This is a genomic window from Micromonospora sp. NPDC049274 (assembly GCF_040678875.1).
GTDB lineage: Bacteria > Actinomycetota > Actinomycetes > Mycobacteriales > Micromonosporaceae > Micromonospora.
The window spans coordinates 93,633-111,651 of the sequence record NZ_JBFAQS010000024.1 but is presented as its reverse complement, the minus strand read 5'-3'; the positions used below and the strand labels follow the sequence as shown (position 1 = coordinate 111,651).

At 71.9% G+C, this 18,019-nt stretch carries 14 protein-coding genes; 6 read left to right on the top strand and 8 right to left on the bottom strand.

Translation table 11 applies throughout. The features are described 5' to 3' along the window. Positions 1–137: 137 nt before the first annotated feature. Positions 138–824 (bottom strand): hypothetical protein, encoded by a 687-nt coding sequence (locus tag AB0K10_RS30855; RefSeq protein ID WP_363689356.1) that lies wholly within the window; start codon positions 822–824, stop codon positions 138–140. 69 nt (positions 825–893) lie between these two features. Here AB0K10_RS30855 and AB0K10_RS30850 point away from each other — a divergent pair, with 69 nt between their 5' ends. From AB0K10_RS30850 to AB0K10_RS30840, 3 genes are read left to right on the top strand one after another with little or no spacing between them, the layout of a single operon-like run. Further along, positions 894–3,512, top strand: coding sequence for a valine--tRNA ligase (locus tag AB0K10_RS30850; protein ID WP_363689354.1), 2,619 nt, complete (start codon positions 894–896; stop codon positions 3,510–3,512). After that, positions 3,509–4,843, top strand: coding sequence for a folylpolyglutamate synthase/dihydrofolate synthase family protein (locus AB0K10_RS30845; RefSeq protein ID WP_363689352.1), 1,335 nt, complete (start codon positions 3,509–3,511; stop codon positions 4,841–4,843). Before AB0K10_RS30850 ends, AB0K10_RS30845 begins: the two co-directional genes overlap by 4 nt. Continuing rightward, entirely contained in the window at positions 4,840–5,259 is a 420-nt protein-coding gene (locus AB0K10_RS30840) for a DUF4233 domain-containing protein (RefSeq protein ID WP_363689350.1), read from the top strand. The genes AB0K10_RS30845 and AB0K10_RS30840 overlap by 4 nt, the downstream gene beginning before the upstream one ends. Before the next feature lie 18 nt (positions 5,260–5,277). Here the strand turns inward: AB0K10_RS30840 and AB0K10_RS30835 are convergent, their stop codons facing one another. After that, complete coding sequence (locus AB0K10_RS30835) at positions 5,278–6,960, bottom strand: VOC family protein (RefSeq protein ID WP_363689348.1); 1,683 nt, start codon at positions 6,958–6,960, stop codon at positions 5,278–5,280. 142 nt (positions 6,961–7,102) lie between these two features. Here AB0K10_RS30835 and ndk point away from each other — a divergent pair, with 142 nt between their 5' ends. Beyond that, complete coding sequence (gene ndk / locus AB0K10_RS30830; protein WP_363689346.1) at positions 7,103–7,528, top strand: nucleoside-diphosphate kinase; 426 nt, start codon at positions 7,103–7,105, stop codon at positions 7,526–7,528. Between the two features lie 86 nt (positions 7,529–7,614). On the opposite strand, the gene sigJ is transcribed toward ndk, so the two are convergent. Both sigJ and AB0K10_RS30820 read right to left on the bottom strand, forming a co-directional pair. Further along, positions 7,615–8,493: an RNA polymerase sigma factor SigJ gene (gene sigJ, locus AB0K10_RS30825; RefSeq protein ID WP_363689344.1), complete on the bottom strand. Its 879-nt coding sequence runs from the start codon at positions 8,491–8,493 to the stop codon at positions 7,615–7,617. Continuing rightward, positions 8,490–8,933, bottom strand: coding sequence for a carboxymuconolactone decarboxylase family protein (locus AB0K10_RS30820; RefSeq protein ID WP_363689342.1), 444 nt, complete (start codon positions 8,931–8,933; stop codon positions 8,490–8,492). Before AB0K10_RS30820 ends, sigJ begins: the two co-directional genes overlap by 4 nt. Before the next feature lie 200 nt (positions 8,934–9,133). On the opposite strand from AB0K10_RS30820, the gene AB0K10_RS30815 reads away from it, so the two are divergent. Then, entirely contained in the window at positions 9,134–10,684 is a 1,551-nt protein-coding gene (locus tag AB0K10_RS30815; RefSeq protein ID WP_363689340.1) for an alkaline phosphatase D family protein, read from the top strand. Between the two features lie 172 nt (positions 10,685–10,856). Here AB0K10_RS30815 and AB0K10_RS30810 read toward each other — a convergent pair whose 3' ends face one another. The 4 genes from AB0K10_RS30810 to AB0K10_RS30795 are packed head-to-tail and all read right to left on the bottom strand — an operon-like array spanning position 10,857 to position 14,515. Further along, the gene (locus AB0K10_RS30810; RefSeq protein WP_363689338.1) at positions 10,857–11,645 is read right to left on the bottom strand and encodes an ABC transporter permease; all 789 of its coding nucleotides are present in this window, start codon (positions 11,643–11,645) and stop codon (positions 10,857–10,859) included. A gap of 10 nt (positions 11,646–11,655) precedes the next feature. Then, positions 11,656–12,429 (bottom strand): ABC transporter permease, encoded by a 774-nt coding sequence (locus AB0K10_RS30805; RefSeq protein WP_363689336.1) that lies wholly within the window; start codon positions 12,427–12,429, stop codon positions 11,656–11,658. Further along, the gene (locus AB0K10_RS30800; RefSeq protein WP_363689334.1) at positions 12,426–13,436 is read right to left on the bottom strand and encodes an ABC transporter ATP-binding protein; all 1,011 of its coding nucleotides are present in this window, start codon (positions 13,434–13,436) and stop codon (positions 12,426–12,428) included. Before AB0K10_RS30800 ends, AB0K10_RS30805 begins: the two co-directional genes overlap by 4 nt. 59 nt (positions 13,437–13,495) lie before the next feature. Continuing rightward, positions 13,496–14,515: an ArsR family transcriptional regulator gene (locus AB0K10_RS30795; RefSeq protein ID WP_363689332.1), complete on the bottom strand. Its 1,020-nt coding sequence runs from the start codon at positions 14,513–14,515 to the stop codon at positions 13,496–13,498. A gap of 312 nt (positions 14,516–14,827) precedes the next feature. On the opposite strand from AB0K10_RS30795, the gene ileS reads away from it, so the two are divergent. Beyond that, positions 14,828–17,974 (top strand): isoleucine--tRNA ligase, encoded by a 3,147-nt coding sequence (gene ileS / locus AB0K10_RS30790; RefSeq protein ID WP_363689330.1) that lies wholly within the window; start codon positions 14,828–14,830, stop codon positions 17,972–17,974. The last annotated feature ends 45 nt before the right edge of the window (positions 17,975–18,019 follow it).

The window sequence follows — 18,019 nt, the reverse complement described above, 5'->3', positions numbered from 1 at the left end:
GTGAGGGTGTGGGAGAGTAGGACACCGCCGGACAATCTTTCAGAAAAGCCCACCCCTTTCGGGGTGGGCTTTTCTGCGTTCCCGCATCGGGCACCAGCGCCCCCGATCATGGAGTTCCCGATGCCGGAAGGGCGGGATCAGTCGCGGGTCTGCATGTCCCCGCGAAGGTCGCGGAACAGGGCGCCGGCGTCGGTCACCGACCTTCCGGGGAACATCGCCATCACGACGCTGCCGTGGTCCGCCCAGCCGCACACCGCGAAGTCGCCGCCGTCGCCGCTGGTGCTGCCGCACTTCATGACGCCGCCCAGTGCACCCGCGGGGACCTCGCGAAGGCCTGTCACTGCCCCGGTCTCGTCGGACATCAGGCCGAAGAGGCTGTCCAGGTCGCGCTCGGGCTGCCAGAGCAGCGTCGTGCCACCGAAGATCAGCACCGAGCGCTTGTCGTCGGTGGGATCGCGGTAGACGGTGCCGAAGCTACGGTCCAGCTCGATGTCGGCGGCCAGGCCGCTGCGTAGGTAGTCAGCCGTGCTTTTGGCCCGCTCGCTGTCGTCCCGGGTCAGCCCCGCCACCTGGTCGGGCGAACTCAGCCGGGTGTCCTTCTGCTGCGCCACGCGCCACCCGCCGACCCCCAGCACGCTCGCACCCGCGAGACCGACGACCAGCGCGACCGTCCAACCGATCTTGCGGCGCCGGGACCAGCCGCCGGACCGCTCGCCGGGGTCGCCCCCGGTGTCCCGGGTGCTCAGCTGGATCGGCTCCTCGGTCAGCTCGATCGGCTCGCGACTGTCGTCGAGCGAACGTTGGGTGAGATGTGCGTCGGACATAGCCGACACCGTACGCGAACGACAGGTGGCGCACGTCAGGTCCGCGGAAGCCCTCCGTAGACTTGTCAGGTGACCGAGAGACTGGATGCCCGACGCCCCGACGCCCCGACCCTTGCCGGCCAGTATCAGCCCGGCGAGGTAGAGCAGCGACGGTACGAGCAGTGGGTAGCCGCTGGGCACTTCCGGGCCTCCGCCGACAGTGACAAGCCCCCCTTCACCATCGTCATCCCCCCGCCGAACGTCACCGGCTCGCTGCACATGGGCCACGCGTTCGAGCACACGCTCATGGACGCGTTGACCCGGCGCAAGCGGATGCAGGGCTTCGAGGCGCTGTGGCTGCCCGGCATGGACCATGCCGGCATCGCCACCCAGAACCTGGTCGAGCGCCAGCTCGCCGCCGAGGGCCTCTCCCGCCACGATCTCGGCCGGGAGAAGTTCGTGGAGCGGGTCTGGCAGTGGAAGGCCGAGTCCGGTGGCGCCATCCTCGGCCAGATGCGCCGCCTCGGTGACTCCGTCGACTGGGACCGGGAGCGTTTCACGATGGACGCGGGGCTGACCCGCGCCGTCCAGACGATCTTCAAGAAGCTCTTCGACGACGGCCTCATCTACCGGGCCAACCGGATCATCAACTGGTGTCCGCGCTGCCTCACCGCGCTCTCCGACATCGAGGTCGAGCACACCGACGACGACGGTGAGCTGATCTCCATCCGCTACAGCGACGAGGTCGTGGTGGCAACCACCCGGGCCGAGACGATGCTCGGCGACACCGCCGTGGCGGTGCACCCCGACGACGAGCGCTACCAGCACCTGATCGGCACCGAGGTCGAGCTGCCGTTGACCGGCCGCCGGATCCCGATCGTCGCCGACGCGCACGTCGACCCGAGCTTCGGCACCGGCATGGTGAAGGTGACGCCTGCGCACGACCCGAACGACTTCGAGATCGGCCAGCGCCACGACCTGCCCGCGCTGACCGTGATGGATGAGCGCGGCGTGATCACCGTGCCCGGCCCGTTCGAGGGACTGGACCGGTTCGAGGCGCGGCCGGCGATCGTGGCCGCCCTGCGCGAGCAGGGCCGGATCGTCGCCGAGAAGCGTCCGTACGTGCACGCGGTCGGGCACTGCTCCCGCTGCAAGACAACAGTCGAGCCGCGGCTGTCGCTGCAGTGGTTCGTCAACACCGCCCCGCTCGCGCAGGCCGCCGGCGACGCGGTCCGCGACGGTCGGGTCCGCATCGAGCCGGCCGAGTTGGCCAAGCGCTACTTCGCCTGGGTCGACAACATGCACGACTGGTGCATCTCCCGCCAGCTGTGGTGGGGGCACCGCATCCCGGTCTGGTACGGCCCGGCGGGCGAGATCGTCTGCGTCGGCCCCGACGAGGAGGCGCCGACCGGGGAGGGCTGGCACCAGGACGAGGACGTCCTGGACACGTGGTTCTCCAGCGGCCTGTGGCCGTTCTCCACCCTCGGTTGGCCCGAGCAGACCCCGGACCTGGCGAAGTTCTACCCGACGAGCGTGCTGGTCACCGGGTACGACATTCTGTTCTTCTGGGTCGCCCGGATGATGATGTTCGGCCTCTACGCGATGGACGGCCGGCCGCCCTTCGACGTGGTCGCGCTGCACGGCATGGTGCGCGACCAGTTCGGCAAGAAGATGTCGAAGTCGTTCGGCAACGTGGTCGACCCGCTGGACTGGATCGACAGGTACGGCGCCGACGCCACCCGGTTCACCCTGGCGCGGGGCGCGAACCCCGGCCAGGACGTGCCGGTCAGCGAGGAGTGGTGCCAGGGGTCGCGCAACTTCTGCAACAAGCTCTGGAACGCCACCCGGTTCGCCCTGATGAACGGCGCGCACACCACGGGTGACCTGCCGCCCGTCGAGCAGCTCTCCACCGTCGACAGGTGGATCCTGTCCCGGCTGGCGCACGTCACCGCCGAGGTCGACGAGCAGTTCGAGGCGTACGAGTTCGCCAAGGTGTGCGACCTGCTCTACCACTTCGCCTGGGACGACGTCTGCGACTGGTACGTGGAGCTGAGCAAGCCGGTGCTCGCCGAGGGCGGCGAGCGGGCCGACGCCACCCGGCGGGTGCTCGGGCACGTGCTCGACCAACTGCTGCGGCTGCTGCACCCGGTCATCCCGTTCGTCACCGAGGAGCTGTGGGTCGCGCTGACCGGCGGCGAGACGGTGCAGGCCGCGGCCTGGCCGGTGGCCGACCGGTCGCTCGTCGACGACGCCGCCGAGGCCGAGCTGGCCGGCGTGCAGCGGGTCGTCACCGAGATCCGCCGGTTCCGTTCCGACCAGGGTCTGCGCCCGACGCAGCGGGTGGCCGCCCGCCTGGACGGGCTGGCCGGGGCCGGCATCGCGGCCCACGAGCCGCTGATCCGGTCGCTGGTGCGGCTGGACGCGGCCGGCGACGACTTCCAGGCCAGCGCCACGCTGGCCATGCCCGGCGCGGTGGGTGTCGCGTTGGACACCCGGGGGTCGATCGACGTGGCTGCCGAGCGGGCCCGGCTGACGAAGGACCGTGCGGCGGCCGAGAAGGAGATCGCGCAGGCACGGGCCAAGCTCGACAACCCTGCCTTCATCGGCAAGGCCCCCGAGCCGGTCGTCGCGAAGATCCGCGAACGGCTCGCTACCGCCGAGGCCGACCTGGTCCGGATCACCGCTGCTCTGGAGACACTGCCCTCGTGACCGACCGTACCGATTTCGCCGCCGCCGAGGCCGAGCTGAACGCCCGCGGTTTCACCCGCATGGTCTTCGAGCTGGACCGCATCGAGTCGCTCCTCGACCTGCTGGGAAGCCCGCAGCGGGCGTACCCGTCGATCCACCTGACCGGCACCAATGGCAAGACCTCCACCGCGCGGATGATCGACTCGCTGCTGCGGGCGCACGGGCTGCACACCGGTCGGTACACGAGCCCGCACCTGGAGACCGTGCGGGAGCGGATCAGCCTGGACGGCGAGCCGGTGAGCGAGGAGCGGTTCGCCTCGGTTTACCGGGAGATCAAGCCGCTGGCCGAGCTGGTCGACGCACGGTCGGACGAGCCGCTGACCTACTTCGACATGACCACCGCGCTGGCGTTCGCCACGTTCGCCGACGCGCCTGTCGACATCGCGGTGGTCGAGGTGGGCCTCGGCGGCGCCGAGGATGCCACGAACGTCATCCAGGCCGGGGTCTGCGTGATCACCCCGATCGGCCTCGACCACACCGAATGGCTCGGCGACACCCTCCAGGACATCGCACTGGCCAAGGCCGGCATCATCCATCCGGGCGCCACGGTGATCGCCGCGGCGCAGGAGGAGGAGGCCGCGCGCCCCCTCCTCGAACGCTGCGCCGAGGTGGGTGCCACCATCGCCCGCGAGGGCGGCGAGTTCGGGGTCCTGAGCCGGGCGGTCGCCGTCGGCGGGCAGGTGCTCAAACTGCAGGGCCTCGGGGGCGTCTACGACGACGTGTTCCTCCCGCTGCACGGCGCGCACCAGGCGCAGAACGCCGCGGTGGCGCTCGCCGCGGTGGAGGCGTTCCTCGGTGCCGGGGCCCGGCGGCAGTTGGACGTCGAGGCCGTCCGGGAGGGCTTCGCCATGGCCAGCTCGCCGGGCCGGCTGGAGCGGGTCCGCAATGCCCCGACCGTCCTGCTCGACGGCGCGCACAACCCGCACGGCATGGCCGCGACAGTCACCGCACTGCAGGAGGAGTTCGCGTTCAGCAAGCTGGTGGCGCTGATCGGCGTGCTCGCCGACAAGGACGCGAGCAGCCTGTTGGAGCTGCTGGAGCCGGTGGCCGACGTCGTGGTGGTTACCCGCAACAGCTCGCCGCGGGCGATGCCGACGAAGGAACTCGCCGCACTGGCCGCCGAGATCTTCGGCGAGGAGCGCGTCGAGGTGGCCGAGGAGATGCCGGACGCGATCGAGCTGGCGGTCGCGCTGGCCGAGGAGGACGTCCCGGGCGAGCTCAGCGGCGTCGGAGTCCTGGTGACCGGTTCGGTGGTCACGGTGGCCGACGCACGCCGGCTGTTCAAGCGATGACCGGCCCGGAACAGGACCCGCACACCACGAGGGACCCCGCCGAGGCCCCGGCGGGGGAGCCGGGCGCCGGCCCGGCGCGGCGGTCCGGGCTGCGCAACCCCGAGCGGGCGGTACGCGGTCTGGGCGCGGGAACGCTCAGCCTGGAGGCGCTGGTGCTGCTGCTGGCCATCCAGCCGATCCGGGTGGTCGGTGGCGACCTCGGCGGGGCGGCGATCGCGGCGGTGGTGGCCCTGGCGGTGGCCGCCGTCGTGCTCGCCGGCATGATGCGCCGCCCCTGGGCCTGGCACGCCGGCACCGTGCTGCAGGGCCTGCTGATCCTGGCCGGTCTGCTGCACTGGTCGCTGTTCGCGCTGGGCATCATCTTCGCCCTGGTCTGGGCGTACGCCCTGCACGTCCGCCGGGTCATCCTCGGCTGACGGTCCGACCGGATCGGGTCAGGCGTCGGCCCGTTCGCGCCACTGGGTGAGGGCGATGCCGTGCCCGTCCGGGTCCCGGAAGGCCGCCGCCCACACCTCCAGCCTGCTGCCCCGGTTGACCACCCGAGGCGCGTACGTGAAGCGGACGCCGGAGTCGCGCAGCCGGCCGTACGCCGCCTCGATGTCGTCCACCTCGAGGTTGACGTGTACCAGCCGGCGGCTGATCGGCGCCGCTCCGGTCACCTCGCGCAGCACCAGCCGCGTCGTGCCGGAGGCGAGCACGGCATTGCCGGCGCCCTGGTCGACCTCGGTGAAGCCGAGCATGTCGCGGTAGAAGCCGAGCGACCGGGACAGGTCGGTGACCAGCAGGGTCAGGCCGACACCGCTGATCGGGCCGGCCGGATCAGCCGCGGACGCGCCGTCGTACCCGAAGATCGCCTCGTCCAGGGCCTCGGCGGTGACGGTCTCGCGGGCCGACCCGGTCGGGGTCGGATCGTCCAGTGGCAGGTCCAGCGGGTCCAGTGGGTCCATGGCGACCGGGCCGGTGCGCTGCGCGGGAGGTGGGTCGACACGCGGCGCGACGGGCGGGTCGAGGCGGTCCTCGGCGGTCGCGGGCCGGTCGTCTGGCCCCGGGTCGAAGCGGTCGTCGGGCCCCGGGTCGAAGCGGTCGTCGGGCCCCGGGTCGAAGCGGTCGTCGGGCCCCGGGTCGAAGCGGTCGTCGGGCCCCGGGCCGAAGCGGTCGTCGGGCCCCGGGCCGAAGCGGTCGTCGGGCCCCGGGTCGAAGCGGTCGCCTGGTCGGTCGGCGCGGTCGTCGAGCGGGTCGGGGCCGGGCTGGTCGAAGTGCTCCTCCGCCGGTGGGCGTGGTGCGGGGGTGGCGCGTCGGGGCAGCCCCGGGCCGGTCTGCGGCTCGACGACGACGCCTTCGAGCACCACCGGGCCGCCCGGGCTCTGGCTCATCACCACAGGCTCGCGCTCGTCGGGTGCGACCGCCGGGTCGTCGCGCAGCGGGTCCGGGCCGCGCGGGTCGCGGAACACGTCGGGGCCGCGCGGGTCGCGGAAGGGATCGCCGTCGCGGGCGTCGCGGAACACCTCACCGCCACGCGGCTCGCGGAACCCCTCGCCGTCGCGCGGATCCCGGTAGTCGTCACGAAAGTCTTCGTCCGTCGCGCGGTCCGCCCACGGCGGGGCGTCCTGCTGGATGAGCACGTCGTCCACGGCGTCGATGTCGCCGAACTCCGGTGGGAGGTCGCCGCCGACGGCCGCGGCAGTCTCGGCGTGAGTGGGCACCTCGTCCCAGAGAACCTTGACGTGCCGCTGGTCGTCCAGCGCGACCCGGATCGGCAGGGTCTGACCCAGCGACGGCCACTTGGAGACCGGCACCCGCGGCTCAATGATCTTCTTGGATCGGGGCGGCAGGCCGGGCGCGTCGATGACCAGTTGCAGCTCACACCGGCCGAACGCGTACTGGGTGGGTGGTTCGGAGGCGCTGTGCACGTGCGCCACGCCGACCACCCAGGTGCGCCCGCCGCCGCGCACGGTGGCCAGCGCGATCGCCAGCACCAGCAGGGCGACCCCGAGCGCCACGATGGCCCAGCTGGTCATCCCCAGCCCGAAGAGGACGACGAAGGTGGCCACGGTGCCGAGCACCGTGCCGATGAGCTTGCGTACCGGCGCGATGGGCCGGTTCCCGCCATTCGCCACAGTGGACCTCCCGGGGGTCAGGGCCAGGCTAGGCCGGATCGGCCACCGGAGGAAAGACCGGCCGCCGCGCCGGCGCCGGGACCGGGTCGCTAGGCTGACCGTACCGAGCCCAAGCGTTCTGCGCGTACAGGAGGAACCCAGCGTGTCCAGCAACAGCCCGGATGAGCGCAGCCTCGTGCTGATCAAGCCCGACGCGGTCCGCCGCGGCCTGGTCGGCGAGGTCCTCTCCCGCTTCGAGCGCAAGGGGCTGCGGATCGACGCGATGGTGCACCGGACGATGGACGCGGCGCTCGCCGACGCGCACTACGCCGAGCACGTCGACAAGGCGTTCTACCCGCCGCTGAAGGACTTCATGACCGGCGGTCCGCTGGTCGCCCTGGTGCTCTCCGGTGACCAGGTCATCGACGTGGTCCGTGGGCTGGTCGGCGCGACCGACGGCCGCAAGGCCGCCGCCGGCACGATCCGGGGTGACCTGTCGCTGTCCAACCGGGAGAACCTGGTGCACGCCTCCGACTCGACGGACAGCGCCAAGCGCGAGATCGCGCTCTGGTTCCCCGAGCTGGGCTGACGCTGAGCTGACGCGACACGGTCAGGGCTGATGCCCCGGTGCCGGGCTGACGCGACACGGTCTGGGCCCGCCGACGGCACCGGGATTCAGTCGACCGGCGGCAGTTTCGTCGGGTTGCCGACCACGTAGATCCCGGTGATCCGTCCGTCGGCCGCGGCGATGGTCAGCGTGTACCGACTGCCGTCCGCGCGCATGATCCACACGGCGGGTTCCCCGTTCAGCTCGACCGGACGCACGGTCATGGGGCGGCGGCCGGGGCCGTAGATCCCGGCGTAGAACCGGGCGATCCGGTCCGCGCCGGTGACCGGGTTTCGGGCGGCCCGGACCCGACCACCGCCGTCGTTCCAGGCCGTGGCGTCCGCCGCGACCAGGCCGGTGAGCGTCGCCAGGTCACCGTCGCGGGCGGCGGCGAGGAACGCGTCCAGCAACCGTTCCCGTTCGGCCCGGCTGGCGGTGAAGCGACGCTGCTCCTGATGGACCCGGTTGGTCGCCCGGTGATGGAGTTGGCGGCAGTCCTCCGGGGTCCGGTCCAGGATCTCGGCGATCTCGGCGTACGGCAGGTCGAAGGCGGTGTGCAGGACGTACACCGCCCGCTCCGGCGGGGTGAGCCGCTCCAGGACGTGCAACAACGCGGTGGAGAGCGAGTCGCGCAACTCCGCGCGGTCCAACGGTCCGAACGGCGAGGGCGCGGTCGGCACCGGCTCGGGCAGCCAGGTGCCGACGTACGTCTCGCGGGCCGCCTGCCGGGATCGCAACCGGTCCAGGGCGAGCCGGGTGACCACCCGGGACAGGTACCGGCGGGGTTCCTCGACCGCCGACCGGTCCACGCCGACCCAGCGCAGGTACGCCTCCTGGAGCACGTCCTCCGCGTCGTGCCGGCTGCCGAGCAGTCGGTACGCGAGCCCGAGCAGCATCGGCCGGTGCGCCTGGAGCGCACCGGCCGCCTCTGCCGCCTCGGTCGTCACACCTGCGCCGGGGGCTCCGTGTGCGTCGTTACGGCGATGCGATTCCACACGTTGATTGTGGCGATCGCGAGGACCAGATCCGCTAGTTCCTTCTCCGACCAGACCTTCGCGGCGGCGTCCCACACCTCGTCCGACACACCGTGCTCGCCGAGCCGGGTCACCGCGTCGGTGAGCGCCAGCGCGGTCTGCTCCCGCTCGTCGAAGAGCGACAGTGCCTCCCGCCAGGCGGACACCGCGAACAGTCGGCGGCTCGACTCGCCGGAGGCCAGGGCGTCGCGGCTGTGCATGTCCACGCAGTACGCGCAGCCGTTCAGCATCGACGCCCGCAGCTTGACCAGCTCCAGCACGGTGTGGTCGACGTTCGCCTGGACGTACTTCTCCAGGCCCGACACGGCCTGGTATCCCTGCGGCGCGACCTCGAAGAGCTTCATTCGTTGCATGACCAACTCCCTGTTCGATCCGACACCGCTACGACGCGGGAGCCGGGGCGTGCCGTGACAATCATGGCGGTGACCCGGGTCACGTCCGCCGGGGCGTGCCGTCCGGACAACAGGCGTTCCGACCGCGGACATCCGGGCCGCCGATCGCGGTCATCTCCGCCCGGTAGACCGACGGGGTCAACCCATGACCGGGAGGAAGCATGACCGAGCTTGATCGACGTACCCTGCTGCGGGCCGGCCTGGTGGCCGGGGCCGGAGTCGCCGGCGGCGCGTTGCTGAGCGGCGCCGGCGCGAACGCCGCTCCGGCCTGGCGCCCGGCGGGACGCCCCGTGCTCACCCACGGAGTGCAGAGCGGTGACGTGACCGCCGACTCGGCGCTGGTCTGGACGCGGGCCGACCGCCCGGGCCGGATGCTCGTCGAGGTGAGCCGGCGGCCCGACTTCCGGGGCGCGCGGCAACTGCGTGGCCCGGTGCTCGGCCCGAGCACGGACTTCACCGGCAAGGTCCGGCTGCGGGGCCTGCCGGACGCCGAGCGGCTGCACTACCGGGTCCGGGTGGAGAGCCTGGAGCGGCACGGAGTGGTCAGCGAGCCGCTGACCGGGTCGCTGACCACCGCGCCGGGCCGGCACCGGCGGCGCGACGTGACGTTCGTCTGGACCGGTGACATCGTCGGGCAGGGCTGGGGGATCGACAGCAACTTCGGCGGACTGTCGATCTTCCGGGCGATGCGGGAGAGGCGTCCGGACTTCTACCTGTGCAGCGGCGACACCGTGTACGCCGACGGCCCGCTTGTCGAGTCGGTGACGTTGCCCGACGGGCGGATCTGGCGCAACCTGGTGACCCCGGAGAAGAGCAAGGTCGCCGAGACGCTTACCGAGTACCGGGGACAGTTCGCCTACAACCTGCTCGACGCGCACCTGCGGGAGTTCGCCGCGGCGGTGCCGCAGATCAACCAGTGGGACGACCACGAGGTCCTCAACAACTGGTACCCGGGGGAGATCCTGGACGACCCGCGCTACACCGAGCAGCGGGTCGACGTGCTCGCAGCGCGGGCCAGTCAGGCGTTCCACGAGTGGCTGCCCGTGCCGGACAACGGGCCGCTGTACCGGCGGATCCCGTACGGGCCGCTGCTGGACGTGTTCGTGCTCGACATGCGGACCCACAAGGACCCCAACGACGGCAACACGTACGCCGACCCGAAGCGCGGTCTGCTCGGCCGGGAGCAGCGGGAGTGGCTGATCCGGGAGCTGAAGCGCTCCACGGCGACCTGGAAGGTGATCGCCAACGACCTGCCGATCGGGGTGGTGGTGCCGGACGGTCCGGGCACGCAGGAGGGTGTCGCGCAGGGCGACCCGGGCGCGCCGCTCGGCCGTGAGCTGGAGTTCGCCGAGGTGCTGCGGGCCACCCACCGGGCCGGCGTGACAGGCATGGTCTTCCTCACCGCCGACGTGCACTACTCCGCCGCGCACCACTACGACCCGGCCCGCGCGGCGGTCGGCGACTTCACGCCGTTCTGGGAGTTCGTGTCCGGGCCCGCGCACGCCGGCGCGTTCGGCCCGAACGCGCTGGACGGCACGTTCGGCCCGCAGGCGGTCTTCGTGCACGCCCCGCCGCACGCCAACACGTCGCCGGCCGAGGGCTTCCAGCACTTCGGCGAGGTGTCCATCGACGGCGGGTCGGCGGCCCTGACGGTCCACCTGCGCGACCGCGACGGCGCCTCCCTCTGGAACACCACCCTCCCGGCCCCGTAACCCCACCCCCCACCCCCCCACCCCCACCCCCTTTCGGTCGATCATGAAGTTGTTGTCACGACACGCCGCTGTGACGGGCAATAACTTCATGATCACCGGGGTGGGGTGGGGTGGGGCGGGGCGGGGCGGGGCGGGGCGGGGCGGGGCGGGGCGGGGTGGGGCGGGGTGGGGGTTAGAGGGTTTCTAGGGAGGCTCGGCGGCGGGATTCGGCTTCGAAGACCTTGAGCAGGGCGGCGGCCAGGATCGCGTACCCGACGCCGATGGCCAGTTCGGCGGCGAGCGGGGGCGCGGCGGCCCGGAACCCCTCGCCGGCGACCAGCCGGCGGGCCGCCTCGGCCGCGTGGGTGATCGGCAGCAGCCCGCCGGTGACCCGCATCCAGGCCGGCAGCCCGGCGGCCGGCACGTTCACCCCGGTCAGCAGGATCAGCAGGGCCACCGCAACGTTGGAGACCAGCCAGACGTCACGGAAGCGCAGCCCGATCGCACCAAGCGTCAGGCCGAAGAACCCGCAGGCCAACGCCGCCACCGCCAGGGTGAGCAGCAGCCCCGGCAGTGCGTCGACGGGCACCCGCAGGCCCAGCAGCAGCGACGCCGCGGTAAGCGTGGTCACCGCGATCAGCAGCCCGTTTCCGGCGTACGGCAGGACCCGACCGAGGAACACCGCGGTGCGGCTGCGGGGGGAGAGCAGTACGTGCCCGAGGGTCCCGAAGCGTCGTTCGTTGGAGACGGCCATGGTGCCGCCGAACACGCAGGCCAACGAGGCCGCCAGCACGGCGTTGCCGGTGATGTAGAAACCGTCGTCGGCGACGCCGAGCTGTCGTCCCAGGTAGGCGAAGAAGAGCAGTTGGAACAGCGGGCCGACGAGCAGCGTGCCGACGAACATCGCCGGGGTGGTCCAGTTGAACAGGGCCCGGTAGGCGATCACGCCACCGGTGCCGATCAGGCGCAGCAGTGCGGTCATCGTCGCCTCCTCAGGCCAGGGCGAGGGTGGCCGCCGCGCGGGCCCGCCGCTCCACGTGGGTCATCATGAGCGCGCCGAGGGCCAGGCAGGCCAGGCTGATCGCCAGGCAGATGCCGAGCGAGGGCCAGACCGGCCCGCTGCCGGTGGCCGCCTCCCGGACCGCCCGCGCTCCCCACGTGGTGGGCAGCACGGCGCCGATCGGGCCGGTCCAGCCGGGCAGGGCGGTGATCGGGATGAGCATCCCGGAGACCAGCCAGATGGGGTACTCCAGCGTGTTGGTGAGCGCGTTGGCGTTGCGCAGCAGCACGAACGTCGAGGCGAGCAGCAGGCCGAACATTCCGAGCCCGACGATGCAGCCGGGCACCGCCACCGCGAACGCCAGCGGGTCGGCGAAGGTCAGCCCGATGCCGTACAGCAGGCGACCCCAGGCCAGGGTGGCGAGCATGGCGTACGTGCCGGTGAGCGCGGTCGCGAGGGTGATCGGCAGCACCACCAGCGCCGGCGGCCGGGGCGCCAACATGATCATTTCCAGGGTGCCCTGCCAGCGCTGGTTCTGGATGGCGCCACCCGATCCGAACAGCACCGACGACCAGATGCCCATCAGCCCCGCCCCGACCGCCGCCTCCAGCAGCCGACCCGGCTCACCGCCGGCCCGGAACAGATAGACGGCAAGGGTCGCCTGCACCACCGGCACGATCAACGCGGTGGCGATCTCGAACGGCGAACGGCTGAGCTGCTTGGCGTGCAGCAGCGCGCCGACGGCGATCATGCGCAGCGTCCTCACACCCCCACCGCCTCGGCGGGGCGGGCCTGCGCGTCGACGCGGTTGACGATCGCCACGTACGCGTCCTCCAGGGTGGGTTGCCGGGCCGTGACCCGACCCAGCCGCACCCCGTCCAGCGCCCGCAGCACGTCCGCCTGCACGTCCACCCCCGCGTCGGACTGCACGGTCAGCATCTGCGCCGCGCCCGTGACGACGACGCTCGCCTCGCGCACCCCCGGCAGGGCGTGGATGGCGGCGAGCTGCGCGTCGCTGACCCCGTACGCCTCCACCTCCAGCACCTGCCGGCCGTCGGCGTGGTGCCGCAACTCGGCAGGGGTGCCGAGGGCCTGGATCGTGCCGTTGGCGATCACGGCGATCCGGCCGCACAGTTCGTCGGCCTCGGCCATGTAGTGGGTGGTGAGCAGCACTGTGGTGCCGGTGGCGGCGAGGTCGGCCACGGTCTGCCGCAGTTCCCGGGCCGCCACCGGGTCCACCCCGATCGACGGCTCGTCGAGGAACAGGACACTCGGCCGGTGCAGCAGTCCCCGGGCGATGTGCAGCCGCTGCCGCATGCCCCGCGAGTAGCCCTCCACCCTGTCGTTCTCCCGGCCGGTCAGCCGGACCAGCTCGAACAGCTCGGCGATCCGCCGCTTCTGCTCACGCCCCGGAACGCCGTACAGCTCGGCGAAGTAGCGCAGGTTGTCCCGCGCGGAGAGCCTGTCGTACAGGCCGCGGTCGCCGCCGAAGACGTACCCGATCCGCCGGCGTACCTCCCGGGTCTGCCGGACCACGTCGAACCCGCAGACCCGGGCCTCGCCGGCGGTCGGGATGAGCAGCGTGTTCAGCAGCTTGATGGTCGTCGTCTTGCCAGCGCCGTTCGGTCCGAGCAGGCCGAACAGCTCCCCGTTGCCGACCGTCAGGTCGACGCCGCGGACCGCCTGGACCTCCCGGCGCTGGGGTCGTAACCACCCGGTACGGCTGCGGTACGTGCGGCGCAGCCCGACCGCCTCGATCGCGTGTTCGCTCATCCCCGGAGGCTAGAAGTGGCTTGGGCGGGTGGGAAACGAATTCGGGCCGGGCCGAATCCTCAGGCCGAGGCGGACGTCGGCACGTCGCCGACGAGCTGCACCAGGGCCACGCCGGCCGGCTCCAGGCCGTACAGCACCCGACGGCCGACCCGACGGCGGTGCACCACGCCGGCGGCGAGCAGCGCGGAGAGCTGCTCCGAGACGGTGCTCGGGGCCAGTCCCAGGGTCGCGGCGAGACCCGCCGTGGTCGCCGGCCGGGTCAACGCCCGCAGCACCTGGGCCCGGCCCCGGCCGACAAGCACCGCCAACCGGTCGGTGGTCGGTGCGGCCCGAGACGCCGAAGCCGGCGCGCCCTCGGCGAGCAGCACCGCCCCGCGGGCCTGGTAGGAGACGGCGACGATCTCGGGATGGTCGGTGGAGCAGGTGAGCGCGCCCCGCGAGAAGATCAGCGGAACGAGCAGCAGCCGCTGGTTCACGGCCTCGAAGTGCTGCTCCAACGGCTTCTTGAGCGTCAGCACCGGCTTGTCCCAGCGCACGCGCTCGTGCAGGTCGGCCAGCAGCGCGTCCGGGCCGTCCGCGGCGAGCGCCCGCGCCCGGTGCAGCACCTCCTCGTCCAGCGCCGCCCGCATCGCCGGCCACCACGGCGCGATGGCCGCGTCCCAGTACGCCTCGATGCCCTCGGCGAGTCGGTCCAGGGCGGCCTGCCGGTCCGTCACGAACGGGCTCAGCCACCCGGGCAGGTCGTCCAGGCGGTGGTAGCGGGGGATCTGCTCGGCGATGACCTCGGCCGGCGTCGCGCGCAGCTCGGCGAGCTGCTCGCCCAGCGTCGGCGCGGCGGACGTGGGGACCGGGCTGAGGAAATCCGGCGCCCGCGAGCCGACGCTCAGCAGCCGGACCGGTGCGGTCGCCGGCACCTCGGCGAGGACCCGCCGGGCGTGCCGCGCCCAACCGGTGTACGGCCAGGGCGCCTCACCCGGATTGCGCTTGAGCACGTACAGGCTCGTCAACACCTCCCACAGCGGGCTGGTGGCGATCCGGGTGCGGGCCAGCGTCGGCTCGTCCAACTCGATCCGGATCACACGCCAAGCCTAGGGTCCCCGCGCGCGCCATTACTCGGCGGCGCGGCGGTGGGCGGGTCGAGTATCGTTGAGCACCGTAAGGCGATGACCCGGCCATCACCGGTGAGCCTCCGGAAGAACAGCCGGGCAACCGGCCCAGTAGAACCGGACGGGTGCGGCCCGTCACAGCCGGCAATGAGCGGGCGGTCGATCCTGACCGCCAAGCGGGGTGGTACCGCGGACCACCCGGGAGCGCCGTTTTCCAGGCGTACCCCGGACGGTTCGTCCTCGCAGACCCACGTTGAGTGAGCTGCATGAGGAGAGCGACACCCGATGGCCTATCCGTTGCACGACCCGACCGCCGCCGGTGTCCCGGCGAGCCCGGACCTGCCCGCGGTCGAGCGCCGGGTGCTGGAGCACTGGACGGCCGACAAGACCTTCGAGGCCAGCGTCGAGGCCCGCCCGGCCGGCGACGACGGCAAGAACGAGTACGTCTTCTACGACGGCCCGCCGTTCGCCAACGGCCTGCCGCACTACGGCCACCTGTTCACCGGTTACGTCAAGGACGTGGTGCCGCGCTACCAGACCATGCGCGGCCGGCACGTCGAGCGGCGCTTCGGCTGGGACTGCCACGGCCTGCCCGCCGAGGTGGTGGCCGAGAAGCAGCTCGGCATCACCAGCAAGGCCGAGATCATCGACCTGGGGGTGGCCCGGTTCAACGAGGCCTGCCGCACCTCGGTGCTGGAGTTCACCCAGGACTGGGAGCGGTACATCAACCGGCAGGCCCGCTGGGTCGACTTCGCCAACGACTACAAGACCCTCGACCTGGACTACATGGAAAGCGTCATGTGGGCCTTCAAGACCCTGCACGACAAGGGTCTGATCTACGAGGGCTTCCGGGTGCTGGCGTACTGCTGGCGCTGCGAGACGCCGCTGTCCAACACCGAGACCCGGATGGACGACGTCTACCGGGACCGGCACGACCCGACCCTGTCGGTGTGGTTCGGGCTGACCGCCGACGAGTCCGCGCCCGAGCTGGTGCGCGGGCCGGTCCGGCTGGGCGTCTGGACGACCACGCCGTGGACCCTGCCGTCGAACCTGGCGCTCGCCGTCGGCCCGGACATCGAGTACGCGGTGCTGGAGCGTGACGGGGACCGGTACGTGGTCGGCGCGGCGCGGCTGGCCGCGTACGCCAAGGAGTTGGACGGTTTCGAGCAGGTCGGCACGGTGTACGGCCGGGACCTGGTCGGACGCCGCTACACGCCGCTGTTCGACTTCCTCGTCGAGCAGGCCGGGGAGAACGCCTACCAGGTGCTCGGCGCGGAGTTCGTCACCACCGAGGACGGCACCGGGATCGTGCACCTCGCCCCGGCGTTCGGTGAGGACGACCAGAACGTCTGCAACGCCGCCGGCATCCCCACCATCGTCACTGTCGACGACCACACCCGGTTCACCGCGCTGGTCCCGCCGTACCAGGGTGAGCAGGTCTTCGACGTCAACAAGCCGGTGATCCGGGAGCTGAAGGAGCGGGGGGTGGTGCTCAAGCAGGACACCTACACCCACTCGTACCCGCACTGCTGGCGCTGCGACACCCCGCTCGTCTACAAGGCGGTGTCGTCGTGGTTCGTCGCGGTGACGACGTTCCGGGACCGGATGGTCGAGCTGAACCAGGAGATCAACTGGACGCCCGGCCACATCAAGGACGGCTCGTTCGGCAAGTGGCTGGCCAACGCCCGCGACTGGTCGATCAGCCGCAACCGGTTCTGGGGCTCGCCGATCCCGGTCTGGAAGTCCGACGACCCGAACTACCCGCGCCTCGACGTCTACGGCTCGCTCGCCGACATCGAGCGGGACTTCGGCGTACGCCTGAGCGACCTGCACCGGCCGGCGGTGGACGACCTGGTCCGCCCCAACCCGGACGACCCGACCGGTCAGTCGATGATGCGCCGGGTGCCGGAGGTGCTGGACTGCTGGTTCGAGTCCGGGTCGATGCCGTTCGCCCAGGTGCACTACCCGTTCGAGAACGCGGACTGGTTCGAGCACCACTACCCGGGTGACTTCATCGTCGAGTACATCGGGCAGACCCGCGGCTGGTTCTACACCATGCACGTGCTGGCCACCGCGCTGTTCGACAGGCCGGCGTTCCGCAACTGCCTGAGCCACGGCATCCTGCTCGGCTCGGACGGGCGCAAGATGTCCAAGAGCCTGCGCAACTACCCGGACGTCTACCACGTCTTCGACTCGTACGGCTCGGACGCGATGCGCTGGATGCTGATGTCCTCGCCGGTGCTGCGCGGCGGGGACATGGCGGTCACCGAGACGCTCATCCGCGACGCCGTCCGGCAGGTGCTGCTGCCGCTGTGGAACGTCTGGTACTTCTTCTCGCTCTACGCCAACGCGGACGGGTACCAGGCGCGGCGGCGCACCGACTCGACGCACCTGCTCGACAGGTACATCCTGGCGAAGACCAACGAGCTGGTGTCGACTGTCGGCGCGCAGATGGACGCGTACGACATCTCCGGCGCCTGCGCCACCGTCCGGTCCTACCTGGACGCGCTCACCAACTGGTACGTGCGTCGCTCGCGGGACCGGTTCTGGTCCGGGGACGCCAACGCGTTCGACACCCTGTCGACAGTGCTGGAGACGCTCTGCCGGGTGGTGGCGCCGCTCGCGCCGCTGACCGCGGAGGAGATCTGGCGTGGGCTGACCGGGGAACGGTCGGTGCACCTGACCGACTGGCCGGAGGCGAGCGAGTTCCCGGCCGACCACGACCTGGTCGCGGCGATGGACAACGTGCGGGCGGTCGCCTCGGCGGCGCTGTCGCTGCGCAAGGCCAAGGGCCTGCGGGTACGGCTGCCGCTGTCGACGCTGACCGTGGCCTCGCCGGCGGCGGAGCAGCTGCGACCGTTCGCCGACCTGATCACCGACGAGGTCAACGTGAAGGCGGTCGAGTTCAGCGCGGAGCTGTCCGAGTACTGCCAGCAGGTCCTGACCGTGGTGCCCCGGGCGCTCGGCCCGCGCGTGGGCAAGCAGGTCCAGCAGGTGATCAAGGCGGTCAAGGCGGGCGACTGGGAGCTGGTCGACGGCGCCCCGGTGGCCGCCGGCGTCACCCTGGCCGAGGGCGAGTACGAGCTGCGTCTCGTCGCGGCCGACGCCGAGCACTCCGCGCCGCTGCCCGGCGGCGAGGGTGTGGTCGTGCTGGACACCGAGGTCACCCCGGAGTTGGCGGCCGAGGGTCTGGCCCGCGACGTGGTGCGGGTTGTGCAGCAGGCCCGCCGCGACGCCGACCTGGACGTGTCGGACCGGATCGTCGTGTCGGTGTCGGCGTCCGAAGAGGTGCGCGCGGCAGTGAGCGCGTACGTCGACTTCGTCGCCGGTGAGGTGCTGGCCGACTCCATCGACTTCGCCGAGGGCCTCGACGGTTTCGCCGGCGAGGTGGGCGAGGGTGAGCGGGTGACGGTCACCGTTCGCCGGTCGTAGAGCGCGGGTGCGGACGCCTCGACACCTCCGTCCGGGAGGTGTGGA